Raw genomic sequence first — 19,397 nt, 5'->3', positions numbered from 1 at the left:
TCAGACCCCCTCGACAGGACGTCGGCGCAGACGGTGCAGCCGGTACTTAAGAAACAGGCGTACGGCGTTGTCGTTCTGCCCGACGTACAGGCGGGGCAGTGCGTACGGGCCGTTCAGCGGACCGGGGTCGATCGCGCAGGCGTAGGTGTATCCGGCGTCGCGGACGGCGTCCACGGCACGCCGGTCGAGCGTGCCGTAGGGGTAGCAGAAGCCGTTGACGGGAGAGCCCGTCAACTGCTCCAGCGTGGCCCGGCTTTCCACGACCTCGGCCTTCACCAGGGCGTCGTCCGCCTTGGTCAGGTCGACGTGGGTCAGCCCGTGCGAGCCGATCTCCACCCCCTCGGCCGCCGCCTGCCGGATGCCGTCCGCGGTGAGCAGCGGCTTGCGCGGGCCCAGCCGGTCCCAGGCGTTGTCCCCGCCGAGCCGGCCCGGCAGCGCGAAGAGCGTGGCGCCGAAGCCGTACCGGCGCAGGACCGGCAGGGCATGGTCGACGAAGTCGGCGTAACCGTCGTCGAAGGTGAGTCCGACCAGCCTGCGGCCCTCGCCGCAGGCGCGGGCGGCCAGCAGGTCGGCCACGGAGACACCGGTGAGACCGCGTCCGCGCAGCCAGCGCAGCTGCCGGTCCAGCCGCTCGGGCGTGACCGTGACGCGGTAGGGGTCGTCCGAGTAGTCGCCCACGGAGTGGTACATCGCCACCCAGGGCACCGGGCCTCTGAGAGGGGTGCTGTCAGCGGAAACGGGCATGCGGCAGCCTTCGGGTGACGGTGCGTACGGAACGCAGTGCGGAAGCGACGCCCTGGACCTTCAGGGCCCTGGCGAACAGGACGAAGACGGCGACCACGGTCAGGGAACCCGCGGCCAGACCCGGTACCGCCGAGCCGAACCGGCTCGCAGTGAACGCGCCGGCGACGGCTGCGACGACTGCCGCGCACAGCGTCCTGCCGAGCCCGACGAGAACCCGCCGGGTGCGGATCGGGACGTTGCGCGGGCCCATGCCGGCGAGCAGCACCATGGCCGTGACGGTGATGCCGACGGCGTTGGCGGCGGCGATCCCGGCCACTCCCCACGGGCCCACCGTCCAGGTGCCCACCCCGGCGGTGGTGACGATGCCGACGGCCATCGCGCCGAGCGGATACCAGGTGGAGCGGCCCGCCGAGAAGTGGGACCGGACCAGGCACCCGACCAGGGTCTGCCCGAGCAGCCCGAGTGCGTACACGCGCATGATCTCCGCGGTCGCCGCCGTGTCCGCCGCGGTGAACTCACCTCGCTGGAAGAGGAGTTCGACCATCTGCGGTGCACAGGCGATCACCGTGGCCGCGCCGAGCAGCACCAGACACGCGGCCAGCGCCAGGTCCCGCTCCACGCGGTCCCGGGCCCGCTCCGTGTCGCCGTCGGCCAGCGCCCGCGCCACCACCGGGAAGGTGACCGTGCACAGCATCAGCGACAGGGTCATCGGGATCTGTGCCACCTTCTGCGCGTAGTTGAGGTGCGAGATGGCGCCGGCCGGGAGGGCGGAGGCGAGAAAGCGTTCGATGAGGATCTGGGACTGCCGGCACAGGGCGAAGAGGAGGACGGTGGCGACCATGGCCAGCGTCACGCTCTGCCCGGGCGCCTCGGCGGATGCGATCCGAGGCGCTGCCCGGCGCCGCGACTGCCGCCAGACGGACGGCAGTTGGATCGCCACCATCAGCCCACCGCCCACCGCGACACCGACGGCCGCCGAGCGCACGCCCCATTGCCCGCCGAGCACGAACATCGCGGTGATGATGCCGGCGTTGTAGGCCACGTAGATGGCGGCCGGCGCGAGGAAGGTCCGGTGCGCCCTGAGGGCCGCACTGCAGTACCCGGCAAGACCGAAGCCCAGCACGCTCAGCGCGGTCAGCCGGGTGCAGTCGACGGCGAGGCCCGGGTCGGGCAGCCCGGGTGCCAGGGCCCCGACCAGGTAGGGGGCGGCGCCGATGACCACCGCGGACACGCCGACGAAGGCCAGCGACAGCCAAGGGAGCGTGGCGGTCACCAGCGAGCGGACCGGGTCGCCGGGAGCGCCCTGCGCACGGAGGGCCAGCGCCAGGCTGAACGCCGGGATCAGCGCGAAGGACAGCCCGTCCTCGATGAACAGGGTGGAGGCGAACTCGGGCACCGTCCAGGCCACCAGGAAGGCGTCCGTCTCGCTCCCGGCACCGAACAGCCGGGCCAGCGCCTGGTCACGGACCAGGCCGAGCAGGGCGCCGACGATCGAGAGGGCGGCCGTGATCAGGGTGGCCTTGGCGACGAACCCCCCGGAGACGGGGGCGAGTTCGCTCGTGTCGGCGGTGCGGGCCGCGGGAACCGCCACCGTGCCGTCGGTGTCGGCGTGCGCGTCGGGCCTGGAGGGCGTCACCTTCATCGCACCGTGCCCCGTGCCGTCGTTCCGCCGCTTCCGACCAGCGCCCACCACGCCACCAGCCCGAAGCACACCGCCGTCAGCACGGTCGAGGGGCCGCCGATGTCGGCGTACGCGAAGTCGGTCAGCTGCCAGATCAGCAGACCGCAGGCGACGAGTGCGCAGTCGAGGCCCGGGCCGTCACGCCGTACCCGGAACAGCCCGTACAGGACGCACACCAGGAGGGCCAGCCAGCAGCCCGCGAGCGCGAGGAGACCGAGCAGGCCCTGTTCGGCGAGGACGAGGAGGTACATGTTGTGCGGGGACAGCAGCGGCTGCTTGCGGAAGTCCGCGCCCGCGCCCTCCGTGTCGCTGCCCGCGGACAGCGCGAGCGAGGCGTGCGTGTCCCGGTACTCGGGGAAGCCCTTCAACCCGACGCCGGTGAGCGGATGTTCGCGCCACATGCCGGCGGCCGCCGCCCACAACGTGTAGCGGTCGGTGACGGACTGGTCGGGCGCGTCGGTGACCCGGGTGACGCTGTCGACCCGCTCCTGGAGCTGCGCCGAGCCCAGTCCGAAGCCGCCCACCAGGAGCACGCAGGTCGCGGCCACCGCCGCGGTCACCGTCAGCGCCCGCCGCAGCCCGGCCAGCACCAGCTGTGCCCCGCAGGTCACGGCCGTCGCGATCCACGCACCGCGGCTGAAGGACAGCGCGAGCGGCAGGAGCAGCGCGACCGCGCAGCCGGCGGCAACCGCCCGCTGTCGTACGGAGGTCCGGCCCAGGGCAAGACCCACCGAGCACACCAGCCCGAAGGAGACGACGGTCGCCATCGCCATCACGTCGCTCGCCCCGAAGGTACCGACGGCCCGGATGTCCTGGCCCTGGTACGAGGCGCCGGTCCCGGTCAGGTACTGGTGCGTGCCGATCGCGCCCTGCCAGACGGCGAGCCCCACGAAGGCCCAGGCCAGCAGCCGGAAGTCACCCCGGTCGCGGATCAGCAGCATGACGGCGGCCGGGACCAGCACGAACACCTGGAGGTAGCGGCCCATGCCGCCGATCCCCGCGCCCGGCGAGGCCGCCCCCGCCGCGGCGAGTGCGAGCCCGGCCACGGGCAGGCCCAGCAGCACGACCGCCGTACGGGACAGGGGGCGCCGCCGGTCCCGTACGAGACGGATCGCGCAGTACACGACGACGAGCGCGGAGAGCGCGTCGGCCGGTCCCGCGCCGCCCTCGGCGCCCGGTGTGAACGGCAGCGCGAGCAGGGCCACCACTGCGAGCACGGGCAGGACGGGGGGCCACTGCCGGACGCGGGGCAGGGTCAGGGCGTGGGTCATGCGCTCAGCTCCCCGTCGGGCGCACGAGCGCGGCCGCGGTGCGCAGCAGGATGCAGACGTCCTGCCACAGCGACCAGTTGTCGATGTAGGCGTTGTCGAAGCGGGCCCGGTCCTCGATGGAGGTGTCCCCGCGCAGACCGTGGATCTGGGAGAGGCCGGTGATGCCGGTCTGCATGCGGTGGCGGGCCGCGTAACCCGGGTGGGTCTGGCTGAACTTGGCGACGAAGTACGGGCGTTCGGGGCGCGGGCCGACCAGGCTCATGTCGCCCCACAGGACGTTCCACAGCTGGAGCAGCTCGTCCAGTGAGGTGCGGCGCAGGAAGCGGCAGAACCACGGCATGCGGTGTTCGTTCGCCACACTCCAGCGGGTCGCCGCCTCGTGCTCGTCGACCGGGCGGTGGGTGCGGAACTTCAGCAGGGTGAAGGGCCGGCCGTCCTTGCCGATGCGCTCCTGCCGGAACACCACACCCGGCCCGCCGGTCAGCCGCAGCGTCACCGCGCACACCAGCAGCAGCGGACTGACCATCAGCAACAGCGTCCCGGAGACGGCCACGTCCAGCGCCCGCTTGCCGAGGCCGCCGCGCCGCCGCGAGCCCATGTCCAGCCGGCGACAGGAGAACCCGGCGAGCTGGTCCTTCGAGGCGTACGACGGTGAGTCCGGCTCCACCTCCCACACCGCGCAGCCCGACTCGGCGAGCGCCCGCAGCAGCGGCGCCTGCGCGGACCGTGCGGAGGGATGCACGACCAGGACGTCCCGCACACCGTTCTGGATGAGGGCCCGCTCGACCTCCTCGCCGGTCGTCAGCACCGGCAACTGGCCGCCGCCGTCAGGCTGTTCGGTCACGATCCCCACCGGGCGCACCCCGCACCGCGGATGCCGCAGCACGGCGGCGGCCACCCGCTGCGCGGTCCCGGCCGGGCCGACGACCAGCGCGGCCCGCGGCCGGGCGCGCCGCAGCACGCGCCGCCGCCAGTGCACGGTGCCCCGGGTCGCGCAGGCCGTCGCCGACTGGAGCACGAAGCCCGCGGCGAGGGTGCTGGCGGACAGGGCGTGGTGGGGCGCGTACGCGGCGACGAGCGCTGCGACCGCCAACCAGGCGACCGCGATCCGTGCGCACACGGTGGGCAGTTCGTCGAGGATGCCCGGTACCGGCCGGATCGGATGCCGGCGCAGCAGCATCGACGCGGTCACCAGCAGCGCCACAAGAAGCACTCGGTGCTCGGTGCCGGCGAGCGCCACCGCGCCCAGCAGGGCGGCGACGCCGTCCGCGGCGAGCAGCGGGGCCGGGGAGGCGGGGCGGGCCGGGGGTCTGCGGGCCGGGAAGCGGAAACCGGCCGCGGTGCCGCGCGACGGCATGACGAACAGGGGCGCGAAACCGGGATCCCGTGGCTGGGCACCGGGCGGGGGGACGGTACTTTCCGCGGTCACGAGTGGATGAACTCCCTGTACTCGGTGGGCACGGCGCATGCGGCGGCCGGGCCGCCGAGCACGTCGCGGTACACGGCCGCCACCGCCTCGGCGGTGAGCCGTACGTCGTGCGTGGACAGGACGTGGCGGCGCCCCTGATGGCCGAGCGCCTCGCGCAGCAACGGATCGAGCAGCAGCGTGGTGACCGCCTCGGCGAGCGGCGCCGGATCACCCGGCGGCACCAGGCAGCGGGGGACGAGCGCGGGCGGCAGGCTCTCCCGGGCACCGTCCACGTCCGTCAGCACCACGGGCCGGCCGCAGGACATCGCCTCCAGCGGGGCGAGTGCCATGCCCTCCCAGAGCGAGGGCAGCACGACCAGGTCGGCGGCCTGGTACCAGGGCGCGGTGTCGGTGACGGCCCCGGCGAACAGCACGGACCGCGGAGCGCGGGAGCGCAGCCGTTCCTGGTCGGGTCCGTCACCGACGAGCACGAGCCGGGCATCCGGAACACGCCGCGACACGCTGTCCCAGGCGTCCAGCAGGACGTCCTGCCCCTTCTGCCGGCACAGCCGCCCCACGCACACCACGAGAGGGGCCGCCGGATCGACACCGGGAAGGACAGCGGACCGTACGGTGTCGACGGGGGCGGGGTGGAAGCGTTCGGGCCGGATGCCGTTGGGGACGACCGTCCACCGCCCGCCGATCCCGGCGCGCACGCCGGTCGCGCGCTCCGCCGCGCTCACACACACCACCTGGGACGCCCAACGCGCCGCCCACCGCTCCCACCGCAGCGCGAGCGCCGCCGTCATCCCGCCGACCGCCTCGAACGACCAGGCGTGCGGCTGGAACACGGTCGGGATCCGCCCCCGTACCGCGAGCCGGCCGACCAGTCCGGCCTTCGCGCTGTGCGCGTGCACCAGGTCGGGCCGCACGTCCTCGAGCACCTGACCGAGCCGCCGTACCTCCCGCACGAGGGCCGGACCCGGTGAACGGGTGGCGTGCCAGTGCCGTACGTCGGCGCCGAGCCCGCGCACGGCGGGGGCGAGGGGGCCGTCCGGGCAGGCGACCGTCACCTGCAGACCGGCCGCCAGCTGGGCTCGGGCCAGGTCCGTCACCACACGGGCGACCCCGCCGTCCACGGGCTGGGTCAGATGCAGGACTCGCGGCCGGGGGTCGGGGACTGACTGGTGCATGCGCGTTTCCTCGCTCACGGACGGCGCTCGGGACGGGAGGGAAGGCGCCTACGCGCGGGCGGCAGCAGCGACGAAGGGCACGCCGGCCCAGGCCGCGTCGCGCTGGGAAACGAGCCGGATGGCCGACTGGTCACCACCGGACCGCGGCGCCTTGCCGAGTTCGAACAGGTTGTCCGCCGCGCGGACGCCGCCCCTCGCAACGTGGCACAGCGGGACCCGGGAAATACGCATGACCGGCATTGCCCTTTCGGGAAGGTGGCGTGACGAATGCGATGCGCTGGCTGCATGGGTGCGTCAAGAGCTTCGCAACCCTATCCGGTATGCGCATTTAGTCCGTGAAACCCGACATGTGTGTCGGAGTGGTGAAGCACGTTCGTTCGTGAGATCACCCCATTGGCGGCACAACCCGCGCGGGCGCCACGCGTTGACACAGGGCCGGGCATCCCCGCCCGGTTGTTTGTGTCAACCCAAGGAGCACCTCTCCATGTCGCGTATCGCGAAGGGCCTGGCCCTGACCACCGTTGCGGCCGCCGCCGTTGCGGGCACCGCGGGCATCGCCGCCGCCGACAGCGGCGCGCAGGGCGTTGCCGCCCACTCCCCGGGCGTGCTGTCGGGCAACGTCGTCCAGGTCCCGATCCACATCCCGATCAACGTCTGCGGCAACACCGTCAACGGCATCGCCGCGCTGAACCCCGCGTTCGGCAACGAGTGCGAGAACGACTGACGTCGACTCTCCGCCTTCGCCGGCCGCACTCCCGTGGACCCCTCCACGGGAGTGCGGCCGGTCCGTGTTTCCCCGGATGGGGGGTGGCCTGCGGACAGGCTGGGCCCGGTCTCGGCGCGCCCCTCACCAGGGGCGATGTCCGAGGGGCGCAGGTGGGGCGGTGTCAGGGTGTGATCGCTGGGTTGCAGGGCGCGGTGGTCGCTTCCACGGTGGGCTCAAGATCCGACGCACATCGAAAGGAACACCCATGCGTGGTCTGCCCGCACGGTGTATCGCCTCCTGCGCACTCTGCGCCGCACTTCTCGTCGCGGTCGCCGGTCCCACCGCGGCGGCCTCCCGTGGACCTGTGCCCGTTCCCCACGCGGACGCGCTCCGCCCCCAGGTCGAGGCTCTGGCCGAACTGGGCGGCGTGCTCACCCCGGTCACCGACCTGCTGAACACCGTGCTCAAGGCCGACAACGGCCAGATCTCCGCCGAGCAGGCGGCCAAGCTCGGGGACGCCGTCAAGGACGCCACCGCGAAGATCACCGAGGCGACCTCGGCGGCCGCCGTCACCTCGCCCGCCACAGGCATGACGACGACGCCGAGCACGGCGACCGGCGGTACGACGACGGGCGGTACGACGACGTCGACCCCCTCCCTGCTGCTCACGCTCATCCAGAACGGCGACGACGCAAAGGCACGGTCCGTCAAGGCGCCGGCCGACCTGCTGGACGACGCGATCGACGCCCTGGACAAGGCGATCGACGCCCTGATCGAGGCGGTCACCTCCGGAGAGCCCACCCAGGTCGAGTCCACCCTCCCCGCCGTGATCAGCGGCCTGGTCGACGCCGTCGCCGCCACCATGCTCGACACCGAACTGCCCGCTCCCGACCTGGCGGGCCTGTCCTCCTTGCCCAGCAGCTCGCAACTGCCCGTGTCGTAAGGCGCCCGCACCACCGGGATGCCGGCCTCTCCGGAGGCCGGCATCCCGGCATTTTCATGAAAGCCCAATATCCGCGCACGGAGTTTCCGCTTCGGCCGGGGCTCGTTGAGCTCGGTGTCGGACTCGCCCGCCCGACGACATGAACTGCCGAAGAGAGGAACATGATGAAGTCCCTGAAGGCTGCTGCCGTTGTTGCCGGTTCCCTGGTTCTTGCCGGTGCCGCCGCGCCCGCGTTCGCCCAGGACACCGCCGATCTCACGCCCACCAGCCTCAACGGCGCCGTCAACACGCTCACCAAGGGCCCCCTCGACGTGCGGCCGCTGCAGCACCAGTCCGACGCGCTGAACACGGAGAAGAAGAAGTCGGTGCTCCACACCGCCAAGAAGGCGACCACCAAGCTGAACTCCAAGCCCGGACTCCTCGGTGGACTTCCCCTGGGGAGGTGACGTCATCCTCCACGCCGGGGCCGATTCCCCAGCGGCGGCTGCCGCCCGGGAACGGCCCTTCGTGCTGCCGTCGCGCGGCCTGCGCTCCTGATGCGGCGGGCCGAGAGCGGCGGCCGCGGGTTCGCCCTGCTCCTGCTGTTGACGGGCGCTGCGGGGCTGCTGGCCTCCTGGGTCATCACCCTCGACAAGTTCAAGCTGCTGCAAGACCCCGACTTCACCCCGGGGTGCAGCCTGAACCCGGTGGTGTCCTGCGGCAGTGTCATGGAGAGCGACCAGGCCGAGGCCTTCGGCTTCCCCAACCCGATGCTGGGACTGGTGGCGTACGGCATCGTCATCTGCGTCGGCATGAGCCTGCTGGCCGGCGCCGCCTTCCCGCGCTGGTACTGGCTGACCTTCGACGCCGGCTGCCTGTTCGGCGTCGGCTTCGTGTCGTGGCTGCAGTTCGAGTCGCTGTACCAGATCAACGCCCTGTGTCTGTGGTGCGTTCTGGCGTGGGTCGCCACGATCGTCCTGTTCTGGTACGTGACCTCGTTCGCCGTCCGCCACGCGTTCCTGCCCGCGCCCGGCTGGTCGCGGGTCCTCTTCGCCGACTTCACCTGGTTGATCGCGCTGTCGCACCTCGGGGTCGTCGGCATGTTGGTCCTGACCCGCTGGTGGGACTTCTGGACGAGCTGACTGCCGTACGTCGTACTACTGCGGCAACCGGGGGAATCTCGCGCTGGTCACCGCATCAGGATCGTTACCGGTACGGACGTTGAGCCTGCCGAAACCTGAAAGGGACCGAATCTGCCATGAGGTCGACCACCCGAGGAACCCTTGCCGCCGTCGTCACGGGCATCGCGGCCGCGGTGGGGGCTGCCGCGTCCCCCGCCGCGGCGGTGGGCACGGTCCCCGTACCCGTGCCGCTGGAGGGCGCCGAGCGCGCCCTCCACATGGAGCTGCCGGAGGTCGGCGGGAAGGTCCCGGTGATGACGCCGGGCGTCCCCGAGGCGCCGAAGTTCGTCGAGGGCCGGCTCATGCCGGAGCGGACGATCCCGCGCGTGCCGGTCAACGGCGGGCTGCCCGGCGCCGACCTGACCGCGCCGGTGCCGCACCTCCTCGACGAGGACTTCGACCACCTCGGCCTCGACGCGCCCGCCGCCGACGTGCGGACGCTGACGCCTGGCCTGGCCCTGGACGCCCCGCTGACCGCCCCCAAGCCCGGCAGCGGCGCCCTGCCGGAGCCGAAGCTCCCGGAGGTGGGCGTCCTGCTGCCGACGGTGCAGGCCGCGCCGGGCGCCGACCTGACCACGGGGCCCGGCCTGTAGGACGCGTCGACCCGTCCGACGGGGCCCGGGCCGTGACACGGCCCGGGCCCCGTCGGCGTACCGGGCGCGAAGATCACCCCCTTGGGCCCTCGGACGGTGACCGCGCAGGCCGTCGGGCGGTTACCGGTACGGACAACGGAACCCGACCCGGCTTGCCTGCGAGACGAGGAGCACACGATGGTCATGAGCGTCGGCCGAACACCGGTGGGCGCCGAACCCTCCCGGGCCGGCCCGGAGAGCGGCGCCCCCGCCCGCCGGAGCAGGCGGGACCTGCTGCTCGGGCTCTTCGGCCCGGCCGCCGTCGCGGTCGCGCTCATCCCCGTCGCCCTCGCCTCGCGGGTGCCGCGCGCGGCCGAACGGGCCGCCCGTCCCGTCTTCGACGAGACGTACCGGGGCCGCCGGATCCGCGGCATCCGCGGCTCCGCGGCCGCGGCCGGCGGCGTTCTCGGCGCCGGGGGGTGGCACGTCACCGTGGACGGACGCCCGCTGCACCTGATGCGCCGCGCCGACGGCACCTGGCTGAGCATGGTCGACCACTACCGGTCGTACGCCACCGCGCTGGACGCCGCCCGGGCGGCCGTCGACGAACTGGGACCCGGACGGCAGTTGCGGGAGACGTGGAACGACGGGGACGACATGAGGGGACACAGTGGCGTACACGCGTAAGGACGTCAGCACGCTGACCGCGGCCGAGAAGCGGCGGTTCGTGCAGGCGATGCTGGAGGTGAAACGACGCGGCGAGTACGACGAGTTCGTACGGTTGCACATCGACTTCTACGTCTCGGACGGCGAGGACGGACTGCGTACGGCGCACATGTCGCCCTCCTTCCTGCCCTGGCACCGCCGCTTCCTGCTGGAGCTGGAGCGCGCCCTGCGCCGCGTCGACTCCTCGGTGACCGTGCCGTACTGGGACTGGACCCGCGACCGCACGACGAGCGCGGCGCCCTGGACGGACGATCTGCTCGGCGGCACGGGCCGGCTCCCGGACCGGCAGGTGACGACCGGGCCGTTCGCCTACGCGACCGGCAACTGGACGCTCAGGGAGCGCATCACCGACGAGGACTACCTCACCCGGGAGCTCGGGCGGCCCGCCGATCCGATCGAACTGCCGACGCGGAGCGACCTCGAGTGGGCTCTGCGGGACCCCGTCTACGACACCTCGCCCTGGGACTCGACGTCCACCGAGGGATTCCGCAACAAGCTGGAGGGCTGGGGGAGCGGCCAGGGCCCGACCGCCTGGCGCAACCACAACCGGGTGCACCGCTGGGTCGGCGGGGTGATGGTGAGCGGCGCCTCCGTCAACGACCCGGTGTTCTGGATGCACCACGCCTTCGTCGACCTGTGCTGGTCGCGCTGGCAGCGCCGGCACCGCGACCACCGCTATCTGCCCGCGGGACCACCCGGCCCGGGCAGCCCCCAGCGCGGCCGCATCGTCGCCCGCCACGAGAAGCTCCCGCCGTGGGACGTGACCCCGGACGAGTTGGAGGACCACGGCAGGATCTACCGGTACGCGTAGGCCGTACGGCGGCACGGAACCACGCGTCCGGACACACGAGAGCCCCGGCGCTGGAAAGTGCCGGGGCTCTGCGGTGGGTGTGGGCGATCAGCCGCCGTAGCCCGCCTGGCCGTTCTTGTGGCCGGCGCGGTTCTCCTTGTGGGCGCCGTTCTTCTTGTCGGCGGCCTTCGTCTCCTTGTGGTCGCCACTGTTGTTCTCGCAGTGGTTGCCGAACGCAGGGTTCAGCAGGCCGAACACGTTGACGGTGTTGCCGCACACGTTGATCGGGATGTGGATCGGCACCTGGACGACGTTGCCCGACAGGAAGCCGGGCGAGTGGACGGCTGCGGCGTTGGCGCCCGCGTCCGCCATGGCCAGGCCGGCGCCGCCGATCATCACGGCACCGGTGCCGAGGGCGACTCCGGCTGCCTTCGCGATGCGAGACATCACGTTCTCCTTTGGTTCGGGGGGTACGACGGCAGGACGCGCCGTCGCACTCCCCGTTCAACGCCGCCCGTCACGGCTGGTAACGGCGCTTCGGTGCAGATCACCCGTTTTGAACAAGGATGCGGTGGGACGTCAGGGCAGTCGCCGTATCGGAGAGCCCGAGAGGAAGGCCCGGATGTCCTCGATCGCCTGGCCGTAATACGTCGTGTAGTTGGCGTGGGAGACGTAACCGAGGTGGGGGGTGGCGAGCAGGCGGGGAGCCGTGCGCATCGGGTGGTCGGGAGGCAGGGGCTCGGTGTCGAAGACGTCGACGCCCGCGCCCGCGATGCGGCCCTCGTGCAGGGCGGCGAGGAGGGCGTCCTGGTCGACGATGGCGGCGCGCGAGGTGTTGATCAGGTACGCGGTCGGCTTGAAAAGGGCGAGTTCGGCCGGGCCGAGCAGGCCGCGGGTGCGGTCGCCGAGGGCCAGGTGGACGGAGACGAAGTCGCTGGTGGCGAGGAGGTCGTGCAGGGAGGGAGCCAGGTCGGCGCCCGCCTCGTCGGCGCGCTCCTTGGTGAGGTTCTGGCTCCAGGCACTGACCTGCATACCGAAGGCGAGGCCGACCCGGGCCACCCGGCTGCCGATCTTCCCGAGGCCGAGCAGCCCGAGCCGACGGCCGTGCAGATCGGCGCCGACCGTTTGCTGCCAGGGGCCGTTGCCGCGCAGGGCCCCGCTCTCCTCGACGATCCCCCGGGCGAGGCCGAGCAACAGGGCCCAGGTCAGCTCGACGGGTGGGGTGGAGGAACTCGCCGTACCGCACACGGTGACGCCGTGGGCCTCGGCGGCGGCGTAGTCGATGACGGTGTTGCGCATGCCGGAGGCGACGATCAGCTTCAGCCGGGGCAGGCGCGTGATCAACGAGCCGGGGAAAGCCACGCGTTCGCGCAGGGTGACCACGATGTCGACGTCGGCGAGGGCCGCGGCGAGCGCGTCCTCGTCGGGGAAGTGGGTGTCGAAGGTGACGACGTCGACCTCGCCGGCCAGCGGCGACCAGTCGGCGAGCTCGGTCGCCACGTTCTGAAAGTCGTCCAGCACCGCGCAACGCAGCCGCACGTCGGGTCCCTCCGGTTTCGCTTCATCTTCGTCATCTTCATCTTCGACGAGGCCGACTCAGGAAGTGCTGCTCGGGATCACGCAGTTCTTCGGCTGTTCCTTGCCGGTGGGCCAGCCCAGGCCGACGAACTTCAGGGTCCCGCGTACCCCCTGGCCCGGGTTCAGTTCGACCACCGCGACCGGCTTGTCGTACGGATTTCCGCCGCTGGTCAGGCAGATCAGGCCACTCGTGCCCCTCACCCGGTGCACCGACTGCAGTTTCGACCACTCCTGGCGGACGTCCGCGAGGCCGGGCGCCTGCTCGGCGTCGTTGCCCTGTACCTCGTGCAGGGCCGTGCCGATGGTGACGAGGCCGTCGTAGACGAGCATGGTGCGGGAGTCCTCCAGGTTCGGGGCGGAGCCGAGGTCCGTGCCCGCCTTGCTCGTGCTCCTGATCAGGTCGCTGAGGCCGTCCAGGGCTGCCTTGGGCTCCGTGAGGTACTGGGGGAGTTCGTTCGCGGTGGGCTCGCGGTGGTGGGTCGCCTTCCACCGCTTGGTCCAGGCGGCCAGTTCGGTGTCCCAGGCGGCCGGGTGCGCGGGGGCGGCGTACTGGACCGTCACCTTCGCCGCGCCGTCCTCCCCGCGCAGCTGCGCCCAGTCCTGCTCGGACATGGCCTGCCGCAGCGAGGCGGCGTCGGAGCCGCTGACCAGGGTGAAGTGCCGGTTCGCGCAGGTCTGCCTGGCGAGCGTGAGGGCGAAGATCCGCAGGTGCAGGGTGCGCCCCGCGAAGTAGACGGTGTCGGCCGCGGAACCGCAGATGTTGTTGGCGATCTGCTCGAACTGGCTGCCGGTCGAGCCGGCCTTGTCGATCCCCGGGGATTCGAAGGACATGTCGGCGGGACCGGCCGGGCCCGTCTCCTCGATCCCCCGGAACGCGCTCGCCAGCGACTCGTCGTAGGCGTCCGGGCGGGCGTCGTAGACCAGCACCGTCCTGGCGTCCTGCCGGCCCCGCTCGCCGTTGAAGTTGGCCAGGGCCTGGGCCGCGTTGCCGTTGGTGGGGATGATCCGGGCCAGGCCGGGGAACCGTTGCTTCTTTCCGTCGACGTTCGCGATCCCGTCTCCGCTGATCCGGGAGGCGAGCACCGGGACACCGTTCTCCGTCAGACGGTCCACGGCCTCCTCGGTGGTGTCGAGGGTGAGGTTGAAGCCCGTGACGGCCCTCAGCCTGTCCTTGTCGGATGCGGCCATGTCGAGCAGCGTGCTCACGACGTTGTCCTGATGGCCGTAGTTCAGCCCGGGGTTGGCCAGCACCAGCCGGATCTTGGGCACTTGGCCCTCGCCCGAGTTGGCCTGTCGCTGCCCCAGATACGCGCCCTGGAGGTCGCTGCGCATCTGCCGCCGCAGCCCCGCCGTGTCCGACTGGAGGGGCAGCATCATCGCCACGGTGACGTGGGGCTGGTTCGCGATCCTCTTGTTCTCCTCCGCGATGGCCTTGGCCACGGCGCTGATCTCCGGTGTGCCGAAGTCGTAGCCCGTGTCGTCGACGCCGATGCACTCGGCGCCGATCCTCTCGATGCCGTCGTGGCAGCTGTCCGGCTTCTGGAGGGCTGGAAGGCCGTATACGAAGGCGGCGACGAGCCCCGCCACCACCGCCAGCGCGTAGAGGATCTTTCCCCACCTGGGCAGTCTGTTCCACCTGGGCGGTCTCGTCCACCTGGGTATCCAGCCGGGCATCCCGGTTACCTCCCTCGGCCGAGCTGATCGGTGCAGTCGCAGCGGAGCAACGGCTGCTCGTTCGCGGCCAGGAGGCTCCACTCGGTGGCTGTCGGGCCGAGTTCGCCGGCGCCGTCGAAGTTCATCGTCGACAGTTGCCTCAGCAACTGCTCCAGCGTGCCGGCCATTTCGCCCCCGGTCGGCCTGGTGCGCTCCTCGCACAGCCATACGGCGTGCAGGAGTTGGTCGACGGTGCGGCGCAGCGGCGGCCCGTCCACGGGTACCAGACCCTGGGCGCGCTTGCGGCGCTCGTCCGCCCCGCCCGGATAGGGCGCCTGGGCGATCTCCAGCAGTTCCTCGCACCACTGACGGGGGCGGCCGGGGAGGCCGGCGGCGAGGTGGCGCACCACGTCGTCGACGCCGCCGGAGACGAGGTGGTGGTTCATCCGGTGGGTCGCCACCGAGTGGAACGCACCGCCGCTCGGCTCGCTCACGGCGTAGTGGTCGCGCAGCAGATGGTGGTCGGCGTGCCAGGCGGCACCGTCGCGTTCCAGCCCGTACAGCCGGTGCACCAGCAGCTGGCGCAGGCCGAAGTCCCCGATGAAGTGCCGCTCGCAGCTGGGCCACCCGGTGTCGTCGAGCAGCCGCGCGACCTCATGTGCCGTCAGCCGCAGTACCCGCTCCGCCTGGTGATGGCGCAGCAGGACATCCGCGCACTCCAGGTCGTGCGCCACCGACAGATGGGTGAGGAGATCGAGCCACTGGTCATGGTGCTCGCCCGGAAGCCGTACCGGCAGCTGGTCGAGGATCAGCTCCTGAAGCAGTATGTCCGTCACCGACCGCTCGGCGGCGCCGTCCGGGTGGTGCAGCCCCGCGTCCAGGATGGCCCGGTCGTTGGCGTCCGTCTCCATCCGGTGGTCGGCGGCAGCGGTGGCCAGCCGGATCACCGTGTGCGGCCGTCCGCCGCTCAGCTGGGCCACGGCGGCGGTGATGCGGCGGCGATGCGTACCGCCCTCTCGCTCCGCGCCCAGCTGTATGCGCTCGGTCGCCTTGCGGAGCTGGTCGCCGGTGAGGAAAGGCATCCGCAGCATGAGTACCCCGGCGGACAGCGGGCCCCGGTCCCCCTCCGTGTCCCTGCGGCGGGACCAGGTGGCCGGCACCTCGTCGGCGGGCCGGAACGCCGCCACCGCCCTCGGTGGCAGACCCCCGTGCAGGAAGGCGCCGCCGTCCGCCCGGCGCGCCGTGCCCACGATCACCACACGGTCGCGCTGCCCGTCCCGGCGGTCGGTGAGCGCGCCGCGCAGCAGCCGCTCGCCCAGCGGTTCGTCGGCGTGGTCCAGCAGCAGTGCCGGGCGTCCGACCCGGCCCAGCCAGCCGCCCAGACCGCCGTACGCCGCGTCCAGATCCTCGCGCAGCGCCCGGAACAGGAAGCGCTCCGCGTCCTCCCGCGGCTCGCCGCCCGCCTGGAAGCCGAGGGCGAGCCTGCGCAGCCCGTGCTTGGGTATCCCGGCCGCGCCGGGATACTCGCCGTAGAGCCGGGTCAGTTCCGCCTCGACCCGCGGCGTCAGGTGCTCGAAGAGGGCGTCGAGCAGTGCGGTGAGCGCGGCGGCCCCGTACGGGCCGAGCGCCTGTCCGGCCAGGTCCCCGAGCATGTTCCGTACGGCCCCGAGGAGCGCGCCGCGCCAGAAGTCGCGCGTCCCCAGACCGCGCAGGCGCGGCTGCTGGAGCAGCTCCTCGTACCGCTCGACCTCTGTCCTGATCGCCGCACGGTCGCCATCCGCGACGCCGGTCGCGATCACCGCCAGGCCCGCGAAGAGCCGCGGGAAGGTGAACGCGCCGCCCGTTCCCCGCCAGGTGTGCAGCAGCAGGGCGGCCTCGACCAGGGCCTCGGTCACCGCCGAGCGGGCACGGGGTTCCGGTCCGGCCCGGTCCGCGTACTCCCGTGACGCGCAGTCCAGATGGATCACCGGCACCCGGCGGGCGAAACGGTCGTGCACCGCCCTTAGCAGCCGCCCCTTGCCCATCCCCGGGCCGCCGGTGAGCAGCACCACGGGCAGGTCAGGGCCGTACAACAGCACGCGTTCCTCACCTGACGGCGACCGCCCTAACAGCTGTGCGAAGAAACCGTCCTCGTCGAGGAGTTTCTCGAAGCCCAAGTCCTCATACACGCATCTCCCCCGTGGATGCTCTCCCGCCCGGGAGCGGGTGACCGATGTGGTGGATGGAAATTAGTGGAACACGAGAACTTCAGTCAGGACAACGGGTGTTATGTGAAGGGAAGTTGGTGGTGGGGATCCTTGATGTCCTCATGTCGTTGCTGCATGGGCGGTGGGGAGCGGTGTGCCTGAGCTCCAGGGGGTATGAGTACGGCCGCGCAGGGCGGAGTCGGCGCACGGTGTGGAGTCGGCGCTCGGTGTGGAGTCGGCGCTCGGCGTGGCGTCGGACGTGACCTCGTTGACGACCGTGGCCACCGCGACCGGGCGTAGGCGAAGGACGGTGTGGCCGGTTGCCGGGCGGGGGGTGTCCGCGACCGGGAGTGGAACCACCAGATCCACGGTCCGTGCGCAGTGGGTCGACGACCATGGCGATGCCTCCGTGGTCGCGCAGGAGAAGTGCGCCACGACCGACCACGCGGGGCCCGCCTCGTCGGCCGGCAACACCGTGCTGCTTGCCTACCCGGACCGGATCACCACGGTCTCCGGGCCCTGCGGCACCAAGCACCCGCACCGCGCTGTCGGGCCTGACCCGCCCCGGGCGACACACAGACCTCCGCCTCCGGCACCGTTGTTCAGTCGACGATGTCGACGCCGTAGCCGCGTGCGAGGTCGGCGAGGCCGTGGTCGTAGCCCTGTCCGACGGCGCGTAGGCGCCAGACCGGACCTCTGCGATAGATCTCCGCGAGCAGCATCGTGCGTTCGGTGGTGGCGGCGTCCAGGGTGGCCCGGGTCAGCGGCGCTCCGCTGCTACCAGGGGCCGCGCCGATCTGGATCGCGCCGACCGTGCCGAAGGTGGCGGTGCCGTCGACGGCCGCGGCGACGACGACCTTGCGGGTCGCGGGTGGCAGGGATGCCAGGCCGAGGGCGATGGTCTGTTCGGCGGGACCGCCGGTCAGCAGCCGCACCGTCCCGGCGGGGCTCTCCGGGGCTCCGTAGAAGATGAAGTCCTCGTCGAAGGTGACCTGTTCGTCTTCGTCGAGGAGGAAGGCGACGACGTCGATCGCGCAGTCGGACTGAGGGGCCCAGCCGGCGGTGAGGTACCACTCGGGGGCGGGGGTGCCGTGCGGCATGGGCAGGTCGATGACGCCTCCCCTCGGCAGCACGTGCGGTTCCTGAGGCCGGAAGGCCGCTGCGTCTTGGCCGGTGCCGATGGGCGCGGTGAGCCAGTGCGGGCCGTGCAGGGGGAGTTCGAGCGCGGTGATGCGGCTCATGCGCCGATCGCCCTCCCCGCCCGGCAGGAGGACGACATCGGTGACGCTGGCGGACAGGTTGACCGCCGCGGACCCGCCCAGCTCGACGACGCGGGTACGAGTGGCCGCGGCATCGGCATGGGCGCCACCGAGTACCAGCACCCGACGCCTGGCCAGGGGCTTGTCCGAGGCGCCGACGGACGGTACTGGCCGGCGTGGAGCGGGCACCGACGCACCGGGCACGGCCGTGGGGACGGTTGGTGCTTCCGAGACGGGTGCGGCAGAAGCCGTGGTGGGCGCCAAATCCACGGGGCCAACGACGGGTTCTCCTTCCGGCTCGGCCACCGGGGCGACAGCGACGGCCGTCGCGTCATGCGCGGTCCCCGGCCGTACGTCGGCCAGCAGCCGCAGGAAGGTGTGCTCGTCGATGACCGGCACGCCTTCGGCGAGTGCGCGTCGGGTCTTTGCCGAACCGGACGCCGGTTCATTGGTGACCAGCACGCTGGTGTGCCGGCTGACGGAGGTCATCATGTTCAGCCCGGCGGCTACCGCCCGCCCGACCAGCTCCGCCCGGGCGTGCGCGGTATCACCGGTGATCGCGACCTTCATGCCCTGCTGGAGCGGTCCGCCGGGAGTCAGCCGTCCCGGATTGCGGTAGGCGCAGGGAGTCTTGGGCGGCTTGGGCGTGAACGGGGATTCCGCCCGGGGCGGGCAGGTCACCAGCGGCAACGGCAGATCGAGCCGGGCTGCCTCGCGCAGTGACGCCCGTAGGATCCCGGCCAGTACGCGGGTGTCGTCCAGTGCATCGTGAGCGTGCTGCTGGGGGACGCCGTAATGGGCGGCGAGGGTGCCGAGCTTCATGTCGTCCGTCGGCGGGTCCACCTGGCGATTCAGAGCCAGGGTGCACAGACGCTGAGACACCGGCAGCCACATCCGCGCACGGGCGAACTCGTAGGCCAGGAAGTCGTAGTCGAACTGGGCGTTGTGGGCGACCAGGACCCGGTCCTCGAGCATCGCTCCGATCCGCCCGGCCACTTGGTCGAAGGTCGGCGCACCCTGTAGTCGCTCGACGGTCAGCCCGTGCACCTCCACCGGCCCCGGATCGCAGCCCGGATTGAGCAGCGTCGAGAACTCCCCGGTCTGCTCGCCGTCCGGACCGATCGTGATCACCGCGACGGACAGCACACGGTCTCGCCGGGCCATGAGACCCGAGGTCTCCACATCAACCAAGGCCCAGTCATAGGCGTAGTCGCCCATCGCGGGCACATCGAAGGAGGCGGAGACGAGACTCATGACGGCAAGGATGATCCGATATCGGGCCCTCCTTCAACCTGTATGCCTATTTGCCATCGTTCGGGTCGCTGCAACGAGGCGATCCTGCGACGGCGACCGCTGAACCGGCGGGTGTCGTCACTCTGCTGCGAACCCCTCGCTTGCAGAAACGCCGGAGAGCCATCGTGAGGCCCAGGCTTCGGCACTGTCTTGCCTCTTGGCGGGCGCGATTGCCTGAGACTCAGCTTCGAGGAGCGAACTGAGGCTGTCCATCAGACCGGTGCCAGCCAGGAA

The 19,397-nt window shown here is 71.9% G+C and carries 18 protein-coding genes; 7 read left to right on the top strand and 11 right to left on the bottom strand.

From position 1 onward, the window contains the following. Genes ACIBJB_RS05065 through ACIBJB_RS05040 form a run of 6 tightly spaced genes read right to left on the bottom strand, consistent with a single transcriptional unit; the run spans nt 1 to nt 6,528 of the window. Nucleotides 1–744: a polysaccharide deacetylase family protein gene (locus ACIBJB_RS05065; protein WP_398926564.1), complete on the bottom strand. Its 744-nt coding sequence runs from the start codon at nt 742–744 to the stop codon at nt 1–3. Continuing rightward, nucleotides 728–2,386, bottom strand: coding sequence for a murein biosynthesis integral membrane protein MurJ (gene murJ, locus ACIBJB_RS05060; protein WP_398926562.1), 1,659 nt, complete (start codon nt 2,384–2,386; stop codon nt 728–730). Before murJ ends, ACIBJB_RS05065 begins: the two co-directional genes overlap by 17 nt. Continuing rightward, the gene (locus ACIBJB_RS05055) at nt 2,383–3,696 is read right to left on the bottom strand and encodes an O-antigen ligase family protein (RefSeq protein ID WP_398926560.1); all 1,314 of its coding nucleotides are present in this window, start codon (nt 3,694–3,696) and stop codon (nt 2,383–2,385) included. Before ACIBJB_RS05055 ends, murJ begins: the two co-directional genes overlap by 4 nt. Before the next feature lie 4 nt (nt 3,697–3,700). Beyond that, a complete protein-coding gene (locus tag ACIBJB_RS05050) occupies nt 3,701–5,125 on the bottom strand; it encodes an exopolysaccharide biosynthesis polyprenyl glycosylphosphotransferase (RefSeq protein ID WP_398926558.1) in 1,425 nt (474 codons plus the stop codon). Continuing rightward, entirely contained in the window at nt 5,122–6,297 is a 1,176-nt protein-coding gene (locus ACIBJB_RS05045; RefSeq protein ID WP_398926556.1) for a glycosyltransferase, read from the bottom strand. Before ACIBJB_RS05045 ends, ACIBJB_RS05050 begins: the two co-directional genes overlap by 4 nt. A 48-nt stretch (nt 6,298–6,345) precedes the next feature. After that, entirely contained in the window at nt 6,346–6,528 is a 183-nt protein-coding gene (locus ACIBJB_RS05040) for a hypothetical protein (protein ID WP_398926864.1), read from the bottom strand. 253 nt (nt 6,529–6,781) lie between these two features. On the opposite strand from ACIBJB_RS05040, the gene chpG reads away from it, so the two are divergent. From chpG to ACIBJB_RS05005, 7 genes are all read left to right on the top strand, one after another. Continuing rightward, entirely contained in the window at nt 6,782–7,021 is a 240-nt protein-coding gene (gene chpG, locus ACIBJB_RS05035) for a chaplin ChpG (RefSeq protein WP_392767513.1), read from the top strand. A gap of 247 nt (nt 7,022–7,268) precedes the next feature. Beyond that, entirely contained in the window at nt 7,269–7,946 is a 678-nt protein-coding gene (locus ACIBJB_RS05030) for a hypothetical protein (protein ID WP_398926554.1), read from the top strand. A 164-nt stretch (nt 7,947–8,110) separates the two neighbouring features. Next, entirely contained in the window at nt 8,111–8,392 is a 282-nt protein-coding gene (locus ACIBJB_RS05025) for a hypothetical protein (RefSeq protein WP_398926856.1), read from the top strand. A 90-nt stretch (nt 8,393–8,482) separates the two neighbouring features. Next, nucleotides 8,483–9,067 carry a vitamin K epoxide reductase family protein gene (locus ACIBJB_RS05020; protein ID WP_398926551.1) on the top strand — a complete coding sequence of 195 codons (585 nt, stop codon included), beginning with the start codon at nt 8,483–8,485 and terminating at the stop codon, nt 9,065–9,067. A 116-nt stretch (nt 9,068–9,183) separates the two neighbouring features. Then, nucleotides 9,184–9,699: a hypothetical protein gene (locus ACIBJB_RS05015; RefSeq protein ID WP_398926549.1), complete on the top strand. Its 516-nt coding sequence runs from the start codon at nt 9,184–9,186 to the stop codon at nt 9,697–9,699. Nucleotides 9,700–9,876: 177 nt separating this feature from the next. Further along, complete coding sequence (locus tag ACIBJB_RS05010; protein ID WP_398926547.1) at nt 9,877–10,365, top strand: tyrosinase family oxidase copper chaperone; 489 nt, start codon at nt 9,877–9,879, stop codon at nt 10,363–10,365. Further along, nucleotides 10,349–11,215: a tyrosinase family protein gene (locus ACIBJB_RS05005; protein ID WP_398926545.1), complete on the top strand. Its 867-nt coding sequence runs from the start codon at nt 10,349–10,351 to the stop codon at nt 11,213–11,215. The genes ACIBJB_RS05010 and ACIBJB_RS05005 overlap by 17 nt, the downstream gene beginning before the upstream one ends. A gap of 87 nt (nt 11,216–11,302) precedes the next feature. Here the strand turns inward: ACIBJB_RS05005 and ACIBJB_RS05000 are convergent, their stop codons facing one another. The 5 genes from ACIBJB_RS05000 to ACIBJB_RS04980 form a co-directional block, all read right to left on the bottom strand. Then, nucleotides 11,303–11,641, bottom strand: a complete 339-nt coding sequence (locus tag ACIBJB_RS05000; protein WP_398926543.1) for a chaplin — start codon at nt 11,639–11,641, stop codon at nt 11,303–11,305. A gap of 132 nt (nt 11,642–11,773) precedes the next feature. Then, the gene (locus ACIBJB_RS04995; protein ID WP_398926541.1) at nt 11,774–12,733 is read right to left on the bottom strand and encodes a D-2-hydroxyacid dehydrogenase family protein; all 960 of its coding nucleotides are present in this window, start codon (nt 12,731–12,733) and stop codon (nt 11,774–11,776) included. 57 nt (nt 12,734–12,790) lie between these two features. Further along, nucleotides 12,791–14,446 carry an ABC transporter substrate-binding protein gene (locus ACIBJB_RS04990; protein ID WP_398926539.1) on the bottom strand — a complete coding sequence of 552 codons (1,656 nt, stop codon included), beginning with the start codon at nt 14,444–14,446 and terminating at the stop codon, nt 12,791–12,793. A 5-nt stretch (nt 14,447–14,451) separates the two neighbouring features. Continuing rightward, nucleotides 14,452–16,593, bottom strand: a complete 2,142-nt coding sequence (locus ACIBJB_RS04985; protein WP_398926536.1) for a hypothetical protein — start codon at nt 16,591–16,593, stop codon at nt 14,452–14,454. 620 nt (nt 16,594–17,213) lie between these two features. After that, nucleotides 17,214–19,124, bottom strand: coding sequence for a TerD family protein (locus ACIBJB_RS04980; protein ID WP_398926534.1), 1,911 nt, complete (start codon nt 19,122–19,124; stop codon nt 17,214–17,216). Nucleotides 19,125–19,397: the final 273 nt, after the last annotated feature.

Origin of the sequence: Streptomyces sp. NPDC050759 (assembly GCF_044456945.1) — a bacterium.
Lineage (GTDB): Bacteria > Actinomycetota > Actinomycetes > Streptomycetales > Streptomycetaceae > Streptomyces.
The sequence above is the reverse complement of the archived record's forward strand: the minus strand, read 5'-3'. Positions and strand labels throughout refer to the sequence as shown.